Annotated in this window: 15 protein-coding genes (1 of these 15 running past the window's edge); all 15 read left to right on the top strand. The window is 42.5% G+C overall.

Translation table 11 applies throughout. The features are described 5' to 3' along the window. The first annotated feature begins 11 nt into the window (after nucleotides 1-11). The gene (locus tag GCU48_RS07635; protein ID WP_152379570.1) at nucleotides 12-1,490 is read left to right on the top strand and encodes a glucosyltransferase domain-containing protein; all 1,479 of its coding nucleotides are present in this window, start codon (nucleotides 12-14) and stop codon (nucleotides 1,488-1,490) included. Between the two features lie 375 nt (nucleotides 1,491-1,865). Continuing rightward, on the top strand, nucleotides 1,866-2,867 hold the full coding sequence (locus tag GCU48_RS07630) for a glycosyltransferase family 2 protein (RefSeq protein ID WP_152379569.1): 1,002 nt from the start codon (nucleotides 1,866-1,868) through the stop codon (nucleotides 2,865-2,867). Beyond that, nucleotides 2,797-3,258 (top strand): GtrA family protein, encoded by a 462-nt coding sequence (locus GCU48_RS29095; RefSeq protein WP_152379568.1) that lies wholly within the window; start codon nucleotides 2,797-2,799, stop codon nucleotides 3,256-3,258. Before GCU48_RS07630 ends, GCU48_RS29095 begins: the two co-directional genes overlap by 71 nt. A gap of 12 nt (nucleotides 3,259-3,270) precedes the next feature. Next, nucleotides 3,271-4,014: a sugar phosphate nucleotidyltransferase gene (locus GCU48_RS07620; protein WP_152379567.1), complete on the top strand. Its 744-nt coding sequence runs from the start codon at nucleotides 3,271-3,273 to the stop codon at nucleotides 4,012-4,014. Nucleotides 4,015-4,039: 25 nt separating this feature from the next. Further along, nucleotides 4,040-4,588 carry a dTDP-4-dehydrorhamnose 3,5-epimerase gene (rfbC, locus tag GCU48_RS07615; RefSeq protein WP_152379566.1) on the top strand — a complete coding sequence of 183 codons (549 nt, stop codon included), beginning with the start codon at nucleotides 4,040-4,042 and terminating at the stop codon, nucleotides 4,586-4,588. Nucleotides 4,589-4,694: 106 nt separating this feature from the next. Next, the gene (rfbB, locus tag GCU48_RS07610) at nucleotides 4,695-5,714 is read left to right on the top strand and encodes a dTDP-glucose 4,6-dehydratase (protein WP_152379565.1); all 1,020 of its coding nucleotides are present in this window, start codon (nucleotides 4,695-4,697) and stop codon (nucleotides 5,712-5,714) included. 1 nt (nucleotide 5,715) lies between these two features. Next, nucleotides 5,716-6,585, top strand: a complete 870-nt coding sequence (gene rfbD, locus GCU48_RS07605) for a dTDP-4-dehydrorhamnose reductase (protein ID WP_152379564.1) — start codon at nucleotides 5,716-5,718, stop codon at nucleotides 6,583-6,585. 262 nt (nucleotides 6,586-6,847) lie between these two features. Beyond that, entirely contained in the window at nucleotides 6,848-7,810 is a 963-nt protein-coding gene (locus tag GCU48_RS07600; protein WP_152379563.1) for a glycosyltransferase family 2 protein, read from the top strand. 157 nt (nucleotides 7,811-7,967) lie between these two features. Next, the gene (locus GCU48_RS29090) at nucleotides 7,968-8,024 is read left to right on the top strand and encodes a hypothetical protein (RefSeq protein ID WP_413782955.1); all 57 of its coding nucleotides are present in this window, start codon (nucleotides 7,968-7,970) and stop codon (nucleotides 8,022-8,024) included. A gap of 248 nt (nucleotides 8,025-8,272) precedes the next feature. Continuing rightward, a complete protein-coding gene (locus GCU48_RS07595; protein ID WP_152379562.1) occupies nucleotides 8,273-9,181 on the top strand; it encodes a glycosyltransferase family 2 protein in 909 nt (302 codons plus the stop codon). Next, a complete protein-coding gene (locus GCU48_RS07590) occupies nucleotides 9,178-10,578 on the top strand; it encodes an undecaprenyl-phosphate glucose phosphotransferase (RefSeq protein WP_152379561.1) in 1,401 nt (466 codons plus the stop codon). Before GCU48_RS07595 ends, GCU48_RS07590 begins: the two co-directional genes overlap by 4 nt. A gap of 106 nt (nucleotides 10,579-10,684) precedes the next feature. Then, on the top strand, nucleotides 10,685-11,557 hold the full coding sequence (locus GCU48_RS07585; protein WP_152379560.1) for a phosphatidylinositol-specific phospholipase C/glycerophosphodiester phosphodiesterase family protein: 873 nt from the start codon (nucleotides 10,685-10,687) through the stop codon (nucleotides 11,555-11,557). Nucleotides 11,558-11,700: 143 nt separating this feature from the next. Then, a complete protein-coding gene (gene pcrB / locus GCU48_RS07580; protein WP_482812009.1) occupies nucleotides 11,701-12,393 on the top strand; it encodes a heptaprenylglyceryl phosphate synthase in 693 nt (230 codons plus the stop codon). A gap of 42 nt (nucleotides 12,394-12,435) precedes the next feature. Further along, complete coding sequence (gene pcrA, locus GCU48_RS07575) at nucleotides 12,436-14,760, top strand: DNA helicase PcrA (RefSeq protein WP_025720521.1); 2,325 nt, start codon at nucleotides 12,436-12,438, stop codon at nucleotides 14,758-14,760. A gap of 87 nt (nucleotides 14,761-14,847) precedes the next feature. After that, a protein-coding gene (gene ligA, locus GCU48_RS07570; protein ID WP_152379558.1) for an NAD-dependent DNA ligase LigA crosses the window boundary here: on the top strand, nucleotides 14,848-16,573 show its 5' portion. It continues 290 nt past the right edge of the window; only the first 1,726 of its 2,016 coding nucleotides appear in the window; it begins with the start codon at nucleotides 14,848-14,850; its stop codon lies beyond the right edge, outside the window.

Raw genomic sequence — 16,573 nt, 5'->3', positions numbered from 1 at the left:
TAATAGACATAATGATCAATGTTGTTCAAAATCAAAAGCATAATGTTTTACTTTTTATAGGTTGTTTTTTTACTTGCCTTCTTTTCTATGGTATTTTCATAATCCCACATTATGCAGTTGACACTTATGTTTATACCAAGCCAGTCATAGAGCAAGACATATTTAGAGCAGGAAGGGTACTAACATTTTCTTTTTTGAATATTCTGGGTTATTTTAATGTTAGTATGGCTAACAACCAGTCAATATTTACTTTCTTATCAATTGTGTTTTTTTCTATATCACATTATTTTTTTCTGAGAACTTTGTTAACTATAAAGTCAGATTGGACTAATATATCGATTCTGACCTTATTCCTTGCTTCAGTTACTTTATTTAATAATGTTTTTATGGCTACTCTTTTTATTTTTCCAGAAGTTATATTATGTTATTCCATTGGAACACTTTTGTGTGTGATTGCTGTAAACACAATTGTATCAGGCGATTTAGGCATGAAGAAAATAATGATTTCTTTCATCTTGATATTCGCAACTTTATGTTTCTATCAAGGTATAGGTCCATATTATGTCATGCTAGCTATTTTACTTTTCTTTTTGAAAAATTGGAAGGAATCTATGACAAATGTTTTTTCGCGAAGTATTATGATTATTTTTATCTATACTGTGGCTATTTTAGCGAATAGCTTGTTAGAAAGACTGAGTACTAGACATAGAACCGATTTTTCCCTGGATAAAGTATTCTCAAATATTTGGAGTATTATTAAAGCTCAAAAATTGCTTTGGGTTGATAGTGATAAATTACTTCCACAATTTATATTTATTATTATTTTTATATTATTATTAGTTTCCTTGTCATTTATTATTTTTAAGGATTTAAAGAAATATAAAACTAAAGGCATTTTCTTGTTTCTAGTAAGTTTGATTTTTTTAACTTTTCTTTTAATTGTTGCTCCTTTTGCTATTGCTAATGATGGATTTTTAACGCCAAGAGGGATAGTTGTATTCATGGCGTTTCCATCAATATTAGGCATGTTTTTTGTTTTTCTTAATTACAACTCAAACTCAAAGAGATCATATTTATGTATAGCTTATATCGTTATTTTTATTTGTCTTAGTTTTCTAGGCATACAAAATATAGGGGTTAATAACAATATTACCAATGCTCTTGATAAGGCGATAGCCCAACAAATGTATAATAAGATTGAACGTTATGAAACTCTATCAAATAAAAGGGTTACTAAGATTGCATTAGTTAACGATACTAATCCAACCTGGTCCTATGTCACATCTAATAGTTATGATGTTCATTCAAGAGCGTTAAGTATTGACTGGGCCGCATTGCCGCTTTTATCAGCAGTAACTGGAAGAGAATTTGAAATGGTTGAGATGGATAAAAAGATATATAATCAGTATTTTCTAGAACATGACTGGAACAGTTATGAGGATAATCAAGTTGTTATTAAAGGCGATACAGCCTATATAGCTTTATATTAGGAGCTTATATTTTGTTACATGGAGCCTGTAGAATATATAAATATTTTTTATGAAACTATTAGGTAAACAAATTATTTTTAAACGCTGCTTGTATGAAGTGTGGTAAAAAAGGCGTATATATGTTTTATGTTTAAAATGGAGGTAACTGCAGTCCTGTGGACTAGAGGTACCCTTGAGGAGGAAGGTCATTATCACGGGATCTTCTTATAAGCTATTTTATACATTATTTATTCATATAAAAATCCTTCCAATGGATTTAGACAGGTGGATGTCTGGAATCCCCATTGGAGGATTTTTGTTTTTAGTCTATTATGTAACGGAGATTACTTGTTATAGTGTACAGATGATTAATAGATTGATTTTAAGGAGATTACTATGAATCAACTAACAATTTCATTAATAGTTCCAATGTATAATGAAGAAGATAATATCGATTTATTTTATAATAAGATTTCTCAAGTTATGAACTTGAATAACTATAACTACGAAATAGTTTGTATTAACGATGGTAGTAAAGATAGAACTTTAGAAAAATTGAAGTTGCTCGCAAAAAATGATCATCATGTTAAAGTTATCGAATTGTCTAGGAATTTTGGTAAAGAAATTGCAATGTCCGCGGGGCTAAAATATTCTAAAGGTGATGTAGTAGTCCCAATAGATGCAGATCTTCAAGATCCTCCTGAAGTTATTCCTGAAATGGTCAAAAAATGGAGTGAAGGGTATGATGTAGTATATGCTACTAGACTGAAAAGGGATGGTGAAACATTCTTAAAAAAAACAACGGCTCACCTGTTCTACAGGTTTATGAAAAAAATTACCCGAGTGGACATACCGGCTGACACAGGAGACTTTCGCCTAATGTCACGACAAGTTGTCGATGCGATAAATCTCTTACCAGAACACCATCGTTTTATGAAAGGATTATTTAGTTGGGTAGGCTTTAGACAGACGAGTATTGAATATAATAGAGAACCTAGATATGCTGGTAAAACCAGTTTTAATTATTGGAAGCTTTGGAACTTCGCTATTGAGGGAATCACCTCTTTTAGCTTTGCTCCTCTCCAAGTCGCAATGTATTTAGGCTTTACTATATCAATCTTATCACTTTTGTATGCGGGTTTTCTAATTATTAGAACGCTTTTAGGTATTGAGACAGTGCCTGGGTATCCTTCTTTGATGGTAGCAATTTTGTTTTTTGGAGGCGTCCAGTTAATAACTCTTGGCATTATTGGGGAATATGTAGGTCGTATTTATAACGAAACTAAAAGAAGACCTCTCTATATAGTTAAAGAAGAAATTAATTTCAATGATAATCTTTTTTGTACAGAGTCAATTTATTCTGATAGAGGGGTTGCATCTACAAAAGATGATATTTAACAATAGCTTTACAAGGTATCTTTTAGTGGGGGTTATTAATACTCTTATTGGGTTATCGGCAATTTATTTGTTATATAATGTATTTTCATTGAATTATTGGATTTCAACTAGTATTGGTAATGCTATAGGCATGATAAGCAGTTTTATATTGAACAGGAGATTTACATTTAAATCAGATGTATCTATTCTAAAGAGTTCTATAAAATTCATAGCTGTGAGTGTAATATCTTATTGTATTGCTTATTACTTAGGTTACTTGCTAATTTTAATATTTGAAGGTGCTAATTTTACTCTAAATAGAACAGTATACAATAATTTATCTATACTGCTCTCCTCAGGTTTATATACTATTTTGGGGTATGTAGGGAACAAAAGAATTTCATTTAAGTAGAGAGGTGTTAACATGAAAGGTATAATTCTTGCAGGCGGGACTGGTTCTCGTCTTTTTCCTTTAACCAAGGTAACCAATAAGCATTTGCTTCCTGTCGGAAAGTATCCTATGATTTTTCATGCCATTCACAAACTAAAAAAAGCTGAGATTATGGATATTCTTATTGTAACAGGGAAAGAGCACATGGGTGATGTTGTGAATCTGCTCGGAAGCGGCCATGATATGGGAGTAACCTTTACATATAAGGTGCAAGACGAAGCGGGAGGTATCGCCCAGGCGCTAAATTTGGCGGAACATTTTGTTGGTACGGATCGGATGGTTGTCATTTTGGGGGACAATGTGTTTGAAGATGACATTACTCCGTTTGTGCAAAATTTTCGTAAACAAAATACTGGCGCTAAATTATTATTACAACAGGTTCATGATCCACAGCGATTTGGTGTAGCAGAAATTCAGAATCAACGTATTATGTCTATAGAAGAAAAACCTCAGGTACCTAAAAGCGATTATGCAGTTACTGGTATTTACATGTTTGACCACTATGTGTTTGATATCATTAAAACCCTAAAACCCTCGACACGTGGAGAATTAGAAATCACGGATGTAAATAATGCATATATTGCTAGTGGCACATTGACTTATGATATTCTTCAGGGTTGGTGGACGGATGCAGGAACACATGCTTCACTTGCAAGAGCAAATGAACTGGCGAAAAGCATTAAATTCGGCGAAGAATTTGGTGAGATAAGGTTGTAAAGTATTGAGGGAAAGGACGTATAGCATGCAGGTAATACCTCTAAGATTAACAGGCGCCAGTATAATAGAACCAATTGTTCATGGTGATCACCGTGGTTTTTTTATGGAAAGTTATAATGAACAAATCATGAAGCAGCACGGAATCAACTATGCTTTTATTCAGGATAATCAATCCCTTTCGGCAGAGGCGGGGGTTATACGTGGATTGCATTACCAGCTTAATCCTAAAGCACAGACCAAACTCGTTCGTGTGATTTCTGGAGCTATCTACGATGTTATTTTGGATATTCGAAAAAGCTCCCCGACATTCGGTCAGTGGGTTGGGATGATCTTAAGTGAACATAACAGACGACAGTTGCTGGTGCCTAAGGGTTTTGCCCATGGTTTTTGTACTCTTGTTCCTAATACACAGGTGCTATATAAGGTAGACGAGTATTATTCACCTGAAAATGATCGTGGCATCCTGTGGAATGATCCTGAACTCGGTATTGATTGGCCGACCTCTCATGTTATTCTCTCAGCGAAGGATCAGAAGCATCCGACACTGGCCGATGCAGATATTAACTTTAATTAGAGGGATAATCAGCATTTGGCTCAAAAAATAATAAGTTACAAGTTAATTTCACTCTGTTTTCGAAAGTATAGATATATGTGTTAAAGCGCGTTTTTAGGAGGTCTGTATGAAACTTCTTGTCACCGGCGGTGCCGGATTTATTGGCAGTAACTTTGTATTGTATATGTTAAAACAGCATCCAGATTACGAAATTGTGAATGTAGATGCGCTTACGTATGCAGGTAACCTGGAAAATTTAAAATCCATTGAAAATCACCCTAAACATACCTTTGTCAGAGCAGATATTACTGACGCTCAAGCGATAGACCAATTGATGCAGCAGGGAATTGATGTGGTGGTGAATTTTGCGGCAGAGTCGCATGTCGATCGGAGTATTTTAGAGCCTGAAGTGTTTGTGAAAACGAACGTCCTCGGTACACAGGTGCTGTTGGACGCAGCTAAGAAGTATAATGTGACCAAGTTTGTACAGGTATCGACAGATGAGGTGTACGGATCTCTGGGTGAAACAGGCTTGTTTACGGAGGAAACTCCGCTGCAGCCGAATAGCCCTTACTCTGCATCCAAGGCAGGCGGCGATCTGCTGGTGCGTGCATACCATGAAACCTTTGGTCTACCTGTGAATATCACGCGTTGTTCCAACAACTATGGTCCGTACCAGTTCCCGGAAAAGCTGATTCCACTGATGATCTCGCGTGCGTTGAGCGATCAGCAGCTGCCAGTATACGGGGATGGCTTGAACATCCGTGATTGGTTGTACGTCGAGGATCATTGTAGTGCAATTGATCTGGTCATTCATCAAGGGAAGCTTGGTGAGGTATACAATATCGGTGGGAATAATGAGCGGACGAATGTGCATATTGTCAAAACGGTATTGGAGGAGCTGGGCAAACCAGAATCCTTAATTTCCTATGTACAGGATCGTCCAGGTCATGACCGCCGTTACGGTATTGATCCAACCAAGACCATGATTGAATTGGGCTGGAAGCCAAAGCACTCTTTTGAAACAGGCATTAAAGAAACGATCCGTTGGTACTTGGACAACAAAGAATGGTGGACTCGTATTCAATCCGGAGAATACCAGCAATATTATGCTAAGCAGTACAGTTCCCGTTTGGGGGATGCGTAAGATGAAGGTGCTGGTTACTGGAGCATCCGGTCAACTTGGCAAAGATGTAGTGAATGTTTTTCAGGCTCAAGGGCATGACGTCCTTGGATACAATCGGGAACAGCTGGATATAACGGATTTGGAGCAGGCCGTAAAGATCGTGGGGGAGTATCAACCTGACACTGTCATCCATTGTGCAGCGTATACAGCAGTGGATGCAGCGGAGTCCGATATTGATAGGGCCTATCAGGTCAATGCGACAGGAACACGCAATATGGCGCTGGCTGCGGAAAAAGCAGGAGCCAAGCTGGTGTATATCAGCACGGATTACGTGTTCGATGGAACTGCGGAGCAACCATATCATGAGTATGACAATACGAATCCGCAGAGTATTTACGGGAAGTCCAAGCGGGCCGGAGAGATATTGGCCCAAACACTTTCCTCCAGGTATTTTATTGTTCGCACTTCTTGGGTGTATGGATTGCACGGAAACAATTTTGTTAAAACGATGCTGAAGCTTGGACAGGAAAAGCCGCACCTTCAGGTCGTGAATGATCAGAAGGGCTCACCTACTTATACGGTGGATTTGGCTAGTTTTTTGGCGGAATTGGTCCAAACTGATATGTATGGCGTATATCATGCGTCCAATGGCGGTTCGTGCACCTGGTATGAGTTTACGCAAGCAATTTTTCAGGATGCGGTAGAACTTTTAGGTGCTAAAATCACAGCCACCTTGGAGCCATGTAGTACGGAACAATTTCCCAGACCTGCAGCACGCCCTCGTAATTCCGTTATGGAGCATATTGCGATTCGAACCAATGGGCTGAATGATTTGCGCGATTGGCGTGAAGGACTACAGGATTTTTTGCAGGAATATAGCGGTCAATCATAAAGTATTATTTTACTGTGCCTATAAAAGCTCAAATGGGCTTGATTTCAAATATATTTTGTATCAATAATTTTCTGAAAAAGTCGGGTTTATACTCGGCTTTTTTATTTTATTGAAACATTTCCCATCTTGCTGCGTCTATTAGTGTACATAATAATCTATAGACTGCAAATATCATTTGAAACTATACAGTTTTGCACTATGATAGGTATAAGAACAATTAGGGTAAGTAGGTCAAAATTCATAAACGAGGAACTTGTAATCTATGATTAAATCTGTAAGTGTTCATATTGTAACGTATAACAGTGAAAAAGATATCAGAGAGTGCTTAAAGGCTGTCAGCAAGCAAAGCTTTCCTCCACAAGAAGTAGTTATCATAGATAATCAATCTAAGGATCAGACGGGAGAACAAGTTAAAGAAATAGCTCATTTGTTTGGTACAAAACTCAAGTTCGTCTCTAATGCCCAAAATGTCGGTTTTGCTCCTGGTCATAATCAAGCTATAGCGTTGAACGATACAGACTATGTGCTAGTACTCAACCCAGATGTTACTATAGAACCTGATTACATTGAGCGCCTGGTTGCAGTGATGGAGCATAGTCAGTGCATAGGCAGCGCTACAGGTCAATTACTACGTAAGACGAACCGGGAGACGATCGATAGTACGGGTATTGTTATGAATTCAGTTAGAAGAGCCTTTGATCGAGGAGCAGGTGAGCCTTCAGTTCAGTGGTCAGAGTCAGGAAAGGTATTTGGTGTTTCTGGCGCAGCCGCGATGTATTCAAGGCGGATGATTAACGATATCACTCTAAATGGAGAGTTTTATGATGGGAGCTTTTTTGCATACAAAGAAGATGTGGATGTGGCATGGCGAGCAGCCTTGCTCGGCTGGGAGGCATATTATGATGCTGCGGCCATAGCTTACCATGAACGAGGTTGGAAGGAAACGGGCCGCACATCCCAACCTTTGTTTCTACGAAGGCTTTCATATATTAATCGTTATAAGATGATGTATAAAAATGATACTTTCTCTTACTGGATGAGAAATATTATTTCTTTCCTATCGTATGAGGTAGCTAGTAATCTGTATTTTCTTTTCAGAGAGCCAAAAGTGCTTGTAGCTTGGAAGACTTTTTTCAAAGAACTGCCCGAGCTTAGAGGAAAAAGGAGGCAACTTAGAAAGAAGATTGCCCTTCGTCACCATCAAAATAAACCAAAAGCTCAATAAAATATTGAATTCAACAAAACATTATCGAATAAATGTTCCTTTATGGAAAAATATAGTATAATTGAAACGTGCAACCGATAGAGCTGGCAAGGGCGGTCGGCTAACTCTCCCGAGGAGGGGGGTGAAGCCTGTGACAGTGTTTGAGGCGCTCAGTTTAATGCTGACGTTCGGGGCGTTAATCGTCACACTGTTAGAGTTTAACAAACGAAAATAGACCGCCCCCGCAAGGAAGGGTCTATTTTCGGCCTGATTGTTCCAAAACCGCCCGCTCTTGGAGCGTCGGTTGCGCAGGGGCTGGCTGGCATCAGCCCTTTTTCCATGTATATCTTACCACGATGATTTTTAGACCTCAACTGTGTAAGGTTACAAGTTATGTGCTTTTTTGCACCCTATGGTCTGCGGGGTATGCTATAATAGTCGATAGTAGAATAGATTACTGAATTTGTCAGGAGCGTTTTAAATATGGATGTAAGCATACTGGTCGTCAACTATAACACGTGTCGATTGACGCTGGATTGTTTGCAGTCGGTGTATGCATCAAAGACGCAATATCGATATGAAGTGATTGTCATCGACAATCATTCCAGTGACGGGTCTGTTGAGGCTATTCGTGCTGCATACCCGGAGATCATGCTGATAGCTAATGAGGATAATACAGGTTTTGCCAAGGCAAACAATCAGGGAATGGAAGTGGCTAGCGGGCGCTATGTATTGCTTTTGAATTCCGATACGCTGGTGCAGCCTGACACACTGGATACGATGATTCAATTTATGGATACGCACCCGGACATGGGAGCAGCAGGTTGCAAGGTCATCTTGCCGGACGGTTCACTAGACAAGGCATGTAAACGTGGGTTTCCAACACCGTCTGCGTCTTTTTACTACGCTTTCGGCTGGTCGAAGCGTTACCCGGATAATCCAAAGTACAATCAATATCAGCTTGGGCATCTAAGCCCGGATGATGAGTACCCTGTAGATGTACTGGTTGGAGCCTTTATGCTGGTGCGTCGCGAGACCATTGAGCAGGTCGGCGGCCTGGACGAAACCTTTTTTATGTATGGTGAGGACATTGATTGGTGTTACCGGATTAAGCAAGCAGGATGGGGCATTTACTACTACCCGCGCACATATATTGTTCATATCAAAGGGGGAAGTGCTCGCCGTCGTCCTTTGAAAATTATTTATGAGTTTCATAGAGCTATGTGGGTATTTCACCGCAAGCATTACAAACAGCAGTACAGCTGGATCACCAACATGGCTGTCTACGCGGGGATTACGGTGAAATTTGGAATAGCCTTTTTGAAAAATAAACTGTCTGCACCGGCCAAACCGGACAGCGGAGAACAATCTCGTACTGAGGTGAAAGCATGATACGCAGAAATCAACGTTTTTTAACCCAATTGTATATTGTGGCGGATTTCGCTGTCATTCAGTTATCTTTCTTGATTGCTTGGTTTTTTAAGTTTGAAAGTGAATGGATTACCTATCAAGAGCCGCTTCCTATTCAAGTCTATGGAGGCTGGAGTTTAATCTACGGTCTGATTGCCGTGGTGCTGGGTATGTTGTTCTCGCTCTATTCGCCCAAACGCAAAAAGCGATTTGCAGACGACGTATTTCGCGTCACCCAGATCCATATTGTTGGTCTGTTTGTATTACTGAGTGTCATGTTTTTCGTAAAGCAAATCGATATTTCGCGTTCCTATCTAGCGATCTATATGGTTGGAAATGTGCTGCTGATTTTGTTTTACCGATATTTTTTGAAGCAGATTCTTAAAGTGCTCCGGCAAAAAGGGTACAATAAGCAATTCATGCTCATTCTCGGAGCAGGCTCTCTGGGCCAACGGTTTTATCATAATCTTGGACAGTATCCTGATTTGGGATATGAAGTGGTGGGATTTCTGGATGATAAACGTCACTGGAGTGAAGAGGAAGAAGCTCATTTCCGCCCGATTCTTGGAGGATTAGATCAATTGGAGGCAACGCTGTCGCGCCTGATGATTGACGAGGTTATTCTGGCTCTACCGCTGGATGCCCATGACAAGTACCCTAAAATTATCAACATGTGTGAAAAGGCCGGAGTACGCACACTGATTATTCCCGACTTTTTCGACTATTTGCCTGCTCGGCCTTATTTTGATAACTTTGCAGGCATGCCAATGATCAATGTACGGGATATTCCGCTGGATGTGGCGGGGAACCGATTATTTAAGCGTCTGTTCGATATTTTATTCTCTTTATTCGCTATTGTTCTGACCTCTCCGATTATGCTGGCAGTGGCGATTGGTGTGAAGGTCACATCAAGAGGTCCCATCATTTTTAAGCAGGAGCGCGTAGGTTTGAATCGTCGTACCTTCCGAATGTACAAATTCCGCTCCATGAAGGTGCTGCCGCCTGGGACTGAAGATACAGGGTGGACGACTGCTAATGATCCACGGCGCACGCGTTTTGGTTCCTTCATTCGAAAAACGAGCATTGACGAGCTGCCACAGTTTTTTAACGTGCTGCTGGGAGATATGAGTGTCGTTGGTCCCCGTCCAGAACGACCATATTATGTGGATCAGTTCCGTGAGGAAATTCCAAAATATATGGTAAAGCATCATGTTCGTCCTGGAATTACAGGCTGGGCACAGAGCAATGGGTTGCGTGGGGATACGTCCATTGAGGAACGGATCAAGCATGACATTTTCTACATTGAGAATTGGTCGCTCTTATTCGATATTAAAATTATTTTCCGCACGATTCGCAACGGCTTCAAAAACGCGTATTAATCCAGAGTCACCCTTCGGTTCAGCCGGAGGGTGTTTTTGTGTCTGGAAATTGTTTTGAGTAGGTGTATGCAGGGTATTGACCTGTACGAAAAGGATGTGACATCCTATGAAACGACTGATTGCTGCGGTCATTCTTTTAATGTTGATCGGCACGTTTTTATTGGCTTACAAAGGAAAATCTACAGAGGAACATGCCGGCTTTACCACTCACCATGTGATTTCTCATGCCATGGGAGCCGTCGATGGTTTGGCTTATACCAATGCGCGTGAAGCATTTGTGGAAAATTATAAAAAAGGCAGCCGCGTATTTGAGATCGACCTGATGCTTACTTCGGATGGGCATTTGGTGGCGCGCCATGAATGGACAGAATCTTTTACAGAGCAATTGCAGCAGGATCACGCAGTTGCTACAGAGCAAGGGGGAAAGCCTTGGAGCTACGAGCAGTTCAAGGACACCCCCATACACGGCTCCTATACCCCGGTGGACTGGAAGGACGTATTGGACTTATTGGAATTATATCCAGATACCTATGTCGTGACGGATACGAAGGAGCAGGACCCTGCTCAAATAAAACAGCTATTCGTACAGCTGACCCGGCAGGCACAGGAGAAAAATCCTAACCTACTATCTCGAATTGTCCCTCAAATTTACAATGAAGAAATGCTGCGAACACTACGAAGTATTTATCCCTATACATCCATTATTTATACGCTTTATGCCACGGAAGATACGGATGACCAGATCATTCGATTTGTGCAAAAACACGATATAACAGCAGTGACTTTACCAGAAAATCGGGTGAGTGGTCCTCTAGTGGAAAGCTTGCGTCAGGCGGGGGCAGTATGCTACGTGAATACCATTAATGAATTGAAGGCAGCCGCGGAGTACGAACAGATGGGTGTACGTGGATTCTATACTGATTTTTTAACGGAGAAAGAACTAAGTAAACGCAGTTGGTTGTACGTGTTACAGCCCTGAAATGCATGAACGGAGTGTTCCCATCTAATACGAACATTGACACCTTTTGAGCACTGTCATAGACTTAGCATAGAACGCTTTTGGATATCGAATTCGGTTCATCTGGATCATAACAAAAGCAAAGGATGCTGGAGGAATGTGTGTTGGCGGATTCAATTCAATCATGGAGACATGTTTTTAAGCTTGATCCTGACAAGGAGCTGGACGATAAGGCGCTGGATGCCGTGTGTATGTCTGGTACGGACGCCATTATGGTAGGAGGTTCATCAGGCATTACCTATGAAAATACGGTGGACTTACTGTCGCGGGTTCGGCGTTATGAGGTGCCATGTGTACTTGAGGTGTCCGATCTGGAGGCTGTCGTGCCAGGATTTGATCTATATATGATTCCTATGGTACTGAATACCAAGGATCGTGATTGGATCTTAGGGCAGCATCAGCGCGCAATTGAGCAGTTTGGTTATATGATTCCGTGGGATTCGCTTGTGACAGAAGGATATATTGTTTTGAACGGTGATTCTACGGTCGCTAAGCTTACCGGAGCCGATGCTTCGCTGAGTGCTTCATCGGCTGTCTCCTATGCGCAGATTGCTGATAAGCTCATGCATCTGCCGATTGTATATGTGGAATATAGCGGTACCTTTGGAGATATGGAGTTGGTACAAAAAATACACCGCAGCACAGAACGCTCTCGTGTCCTATACGGAGGAGGCATCGTGGATAAATCTACCGCGTTACAAGCGGCTGCCGTTTGTGACACCATTGTAGTAGGGAACATCATTTACCGTGACTTGGCGAAAGCGCTGGAGACGGTAGCTGTGAAATTGAAAGTATAGAATGTTTATTTTATGGAAGCTCGGAGAAAGGAGCATGCACGCATGCAATCAATAGATATACACGAGGCTGTAGCCCGCCTAAACCCTCCTCAGCGTCAGGCCGTAGAAATGGTAGATGGTCCGCTGCTGATTATGGCTGGCGCAGGCAGTGGCAAGACACGGGTACTCACGCACCGAATAGCCTACCTCATTGCGACCCGCAAGACGGCTCCATGGGGGATTTTGGCGATTACCTTTACGAACAAAGCAGCGCGTGAGATGCAGGATCGCGTATCCAAGCTGATTGGCCCGCAGGGAAGAGATGTGTGGGTATCCACTTTCCACTCGATGTGTGTGCGTATTTTACGCCGCGATATCGAGCGGATCGGATTCACCTCCAATTTCAGCATTTTGGATTCGACAGATCAATTGTCGGTCATTCGCAGCTGCATGAAGGATCTGAACATAGATACCAAAAAGTTTGAACCCAAAGCAGTTCAATCCATGATGAGTACGGCTAAAAATGAACTGGTCACTCCTGAAATGTATGAGCGCAAGATTGGCGATTATTTTGAGGGAATTGTGGCGAAGGTATATACCAAGTACCAACAACGGCTCAAAAGTAACAACTCTCTTGATTTTGATGATTTGATCATGGCAACGATTCAGCTCTTTAAAGAAGTACCTGAAGTGCTGGATTTCTATCAAAAGAAATTTCAATACATTCATGTCGATGAATATCAGGATACAAACCGTGCGCAGTACATGCTGTGCAAAATGCTGGCTGATAAGCATCATCGTATTTGCGTAGTAGGTGACAGCGACCAATCCATCTACCGATGGCGGGGCGCGGATATCAGCAATATTTTGAACTTTGAAGAGGACTATCCGGAAGCGCGTACTATTTTGCTAGAGCAGAACTATCGGTCAACCTCGAACATACTGAACGCAGCGAACGAGGTGATTGCGCAAAATACAGGCCGCAAGCCGAAAAAGCTATGGACCGACAAAGAAGGCGGAGCCAAGATTAAAGTTTACCGTGCTGACTCGGAGCATGATGAGGGCTACTTTATCGCCTCGGAAATTCATAAGAATATTAAAGCGGGAAAAACCTATAGCCATCATGCCATTTTGTACCGTACGAATGCCCAGTCTCGGGTCGTCGAGGAAATTTTGATCAAATCGGACATACCGTACCAGATCGTGGGCGGGATCAAGTTCTATGATCGTAAAGAGATCAAGGACTTGCTGGCCTATCTGCGTCTGCTTTCCAATCCTGACGACGATATCAGCTTGATGCGTATCATTAACGTGCCAAAACGAAGCATCGGAGACACGACAGTTGGTAAATTGCAGGCAGCCGCAGCCGAGCGTGGAGTTTCGATCTTCCGCGTGCTGCAAGTGGTAGATGATTTGGGCTTTGCTGGACGTACCCGCAATGCGCTGGTCGAGTTTTACGATATGATCGAAGGTTTAAGTCGGATGGTGGACTATCTGTCGGTCACGGAGTTAACTGAAAAAATGCTGGAAACCACCCAGTACCGGCTGGAGCTGCAAAACGAGAATACTCTCGAATCACGCTCGCGTCTGGAAAATATTGATGAGTTTCTGTCGGTAACAATGGAGTTTGAGAAAGGTGCGGAGGACAAATCGCTGGTCTCCTTCCTGACCGACCTTGCTCTTATCGCAGATATCGATTCCATGAATGACGATGAAGACGAGCAAAGTGATGCCGTTGTATTGATGACCATGCACAGTGCAAAAGGTTTGGAGTTTCCAATTGTATTTATTGTCGGCATGGAGGAGGGAGTATTTCCTCACAGCAGGGCTTTCTTGGATAATGAAGAGCTTGAGGAAGAACGCAGATTGGCGTATGTCGGCATTACCCGTGCAGAGGAGCAACTGTTCCTTACATGCGCACAAATGCGTACTCTGTTTGGTCGTACCACTGCTAATCCGCCGTCGCGCTTTCTGGAAGAAATTCCGGACGAGTTAAAAGAGGATACAATCATCAAACAGGATCGCTACCGTCGTTCAGGCAATATAGGTGGCTCTTATGGCGGGCGTGGACTGGGTAAAAGTAGTGGTAGTAACTTTGGAGGAGAGCGTTCCTTTGATTCGATGAGTCGTAGTGGCTCGACTGCCTCCGCGTCGTCGCGTGTTACCGTAACGACATCTTCATCGCCCAAGCCTTCCCCGGCAGCTTCGACAGGGGGGCCTTCTATTTTTGCTGCTGGAGACAAGGTACAGCATGGCAAGTGGGGAGTGGGAACCATTGTGGCTGTCAAAGGAACGGGCAATGATATGGAGCTTCAGATCGCCTTCCCGGCTCCGGTTGGGGTTAAACGACTGCTGGCTGGCTTTGCACCTATCACAAAAGTAGAATAGATCTTAATATCAATAAATCTCGAGCCTCACAGCGGCAGAATGGCCTAGGCTTCTGCCCTGATGAAGTTCCCGGAGGGATACGCCTGCATGAACCCAATGCACAGGATGGAGCAGCTTGTTGCTGAGCTAAACACATATAACTATCATTATTACACACTGGATGAGCCCATGGTCAGCGACAAAGAATATGATGTGCTTTATGACGAGCTGGTAGCGCTTGAACAGGCGAGCGGATTGGTGTTGCCAGATTCGCCAACACAGCGCGTGGGTGGGGAATTGCTTAAGGGATTCACGCCGCATCGTCATCTGGCCCCGTTATGGAGCCTGGATAAAGCACAGAATATGGAGCAGCTGCGTGCATGGAACGCGCGTGTCGTTAAGCTGGTCAATGATTACAATACCAAGAACCCGGAGCAGCCTCTGCCTTCTCCGAGCTATGCGATAGAGCTTAAATTCGATGGACTAACACTGAATCTGACTTATACGGATGGAAAGCTGGTGCAGGCTTCTACCCGTGGCAATGGCGTTGTGGGTGAAGGGATACTGGCACAGGTAAAAACCATTAAATCCGTGCCGCTTACGATTCCTTTTCAGGATGGAACCATTGAAGTGCAGGGAGAAGGCATAATGAATCTGTCTGTGCTGGCGAAATATAATGAGACCGCTGTGGACCCTCTCAAAAACGCACGTAATGCCGCAGCTGGCGCTTTGCGTAATTTAAATCCCAAAGTGACCGCAGAGCGGCGACTGAATGCGTTTTTCTACAATGTGGGATTTGCAGACCGTATCCAGTTTGATAGCCACCAGGAGATGATGGCTTTCCTGCGTGACAATCACTTTAAGGTGAACCCATATCTAACTTACTTTGATAATTTTGATGATGCGATGGAGCAACTGGCTGAGATTGAAGAATCTCGTGCCCGTTTAGATTATCTCATTGACGGGGCTGTATTGAAAATTACAGATATGCGTACACGCGAGGCACTTGGATATACCGATAAATTTCCGCGTTGGGCAGTGGCATATAAATTCGAAGCAGAGGAAACCACCACGGTGCTCAACTCGGTCGAGTGGAATGTAGGTCGAACTGGTAAAATCACACCGCTGGCAAGGGTGGAGCCGGTGGAGTTGGCGGGAGTCACTGTACAAAATTGCACATTGAACAATGCCGGCGATATCGAGCGCAAGAATTTGAAGTTCGCTTTGGGGACACGTGTGTTTATCCGTCGCTCCAATGATGTCATTCCCGAGATTTTGGGAAAGGTAACGTCTGAGAACGACGGGGAGGAAATTGTTGTACCCGATCATTGTCCGGCCTGCGGTTTTCCATTGCAGCAGCGAGGGGCCCATTTGTTCTGTGATAATAAGCTAGGGTGCAAACCACAAATTGTGGCCCGCATTTCCCATTTCGCATCACGTGATGCCATGGATATTGAAACATTCAGCGATAAAACAGCGATCCAGTTGCATGACGAACTGGGAGTACGCGAGCCAGCGGATTTGTATACACTCCAATATGATGATCTAGTAAAGCTGGAGCGGTTTGGTGAGAAAAAAGCCAATAACCTTCTAGCAGCACTTGAGAAAAGTAAAGAAAGAGATCTGGCTTCCTTCCTTTACGCACTGGGTATTCCGAATACCGGTAAAGCGACAACACGTATGCTGTCAGAACATTATCGTGATTTGCATAAGGTCATGTCCGCTACCGTGGAAGAACTGATAGAACTACCGGATGTGGGCGGGATTGTAGCTGAAAGCATTGTTGCGTTCTTTGCAGATCCATTTACTCAGGCGGGGATTGAAAAGATGCTAT

The organism is Paenibacillus brasilensis (assembly GCF_009363115.1).
In the GTDB taxonomy this organism is placed as follows: domain Bacteria; phylum Bacillota; class Bacilli; order Paenibacillales; family Paenibacillaceae; genus Paenibacillus; species Paenibacillus brasilensis.
This window is presented reverse-complemented; position numbering and strand designations above follow the sequence as displayed.

Bases quoted from the DNA above. Each gene is read 5' to 3' on its own strand.
- GCU48_RS07620 (WP_152379567.1), top strand. From the start codon at position 3,271: ATGAAAGGTATAATTCTTGCAGGCGGGACTGGTTCTCGTCTTTTTCCT.
- GCU48_RS07600 (WP_152379563.1), top strand. From the start codon at position 6,848: ATGATTAAATCTGTAAGTGTTCATATTGTAACGTATAACAGTGAAAAA.
- GCU48_RS07590 (WP_152379561.1), top strand. From the start codon at position 9,178: ATGATACGCAGAAATCAACGTTTTTTAACCCAATTGTATATTGTGGCG.
- GCU48_RS07630 (WP_152379569.1), top strand. From the start codon at position 1,866: ATGAATCAACTAACAATTTCATTAATAGTTCCAATGTATAATGAAGAA.
- rfbD (WP_152379564.1), top strand. From the start codon at position 5,716: ATGAAGGTGCTGGTTACTGGAGCATCCGGTCAACTTGGCAAAGATGTA.
- GCU48_RS07585 (WP_152379560.1), top strand. From the start codon at position 10,685: ATGAAACGACTGATTGCTGCGGTCATTCTTTTAATGTTGATCGGCACG.
- pcrA (WP_025720521.1), top strand. From the start codon at position 12,436: ATGCAATCAATAGATATACACGAGGCTGTAGCCCGCCTAAACCCTCCT.
- GCU48_RS07595 (WP_152379562.1), top strand. From the start codon at position 8,273: ATGGATGTAAGCATACTGGTCGTCAACTATAACACGTGTCGATTGACG.
- rfbC (WP_152379566.1), top strand. From the start codon at position 4,040: ATGCAGGTAATACCTCTAAGATTAACAGGCGCCAGTATAATAGAACCA.
- GCU48_RS29095 (WP_152379568.1), top strand. From the start codon at position 2,797: ATGATAATCTTTTTTGTACAGAGTCAATTTATTCTGATAGAGGGGTTG.
- GCU48_RS07635 (WP_152379570.1), top strand. From the start codon at position 12: ATGATCAATGTTGTTCAAAATCAAAAGCATAATGTTTTACTTTTTATA.
- rfbB (WP_152379565.1), top strand. From the start codon at position 4,695: ATGAAACTTCTTGTCACCGGCGGTGCCGGATTTATTGGCAGTAACTTT.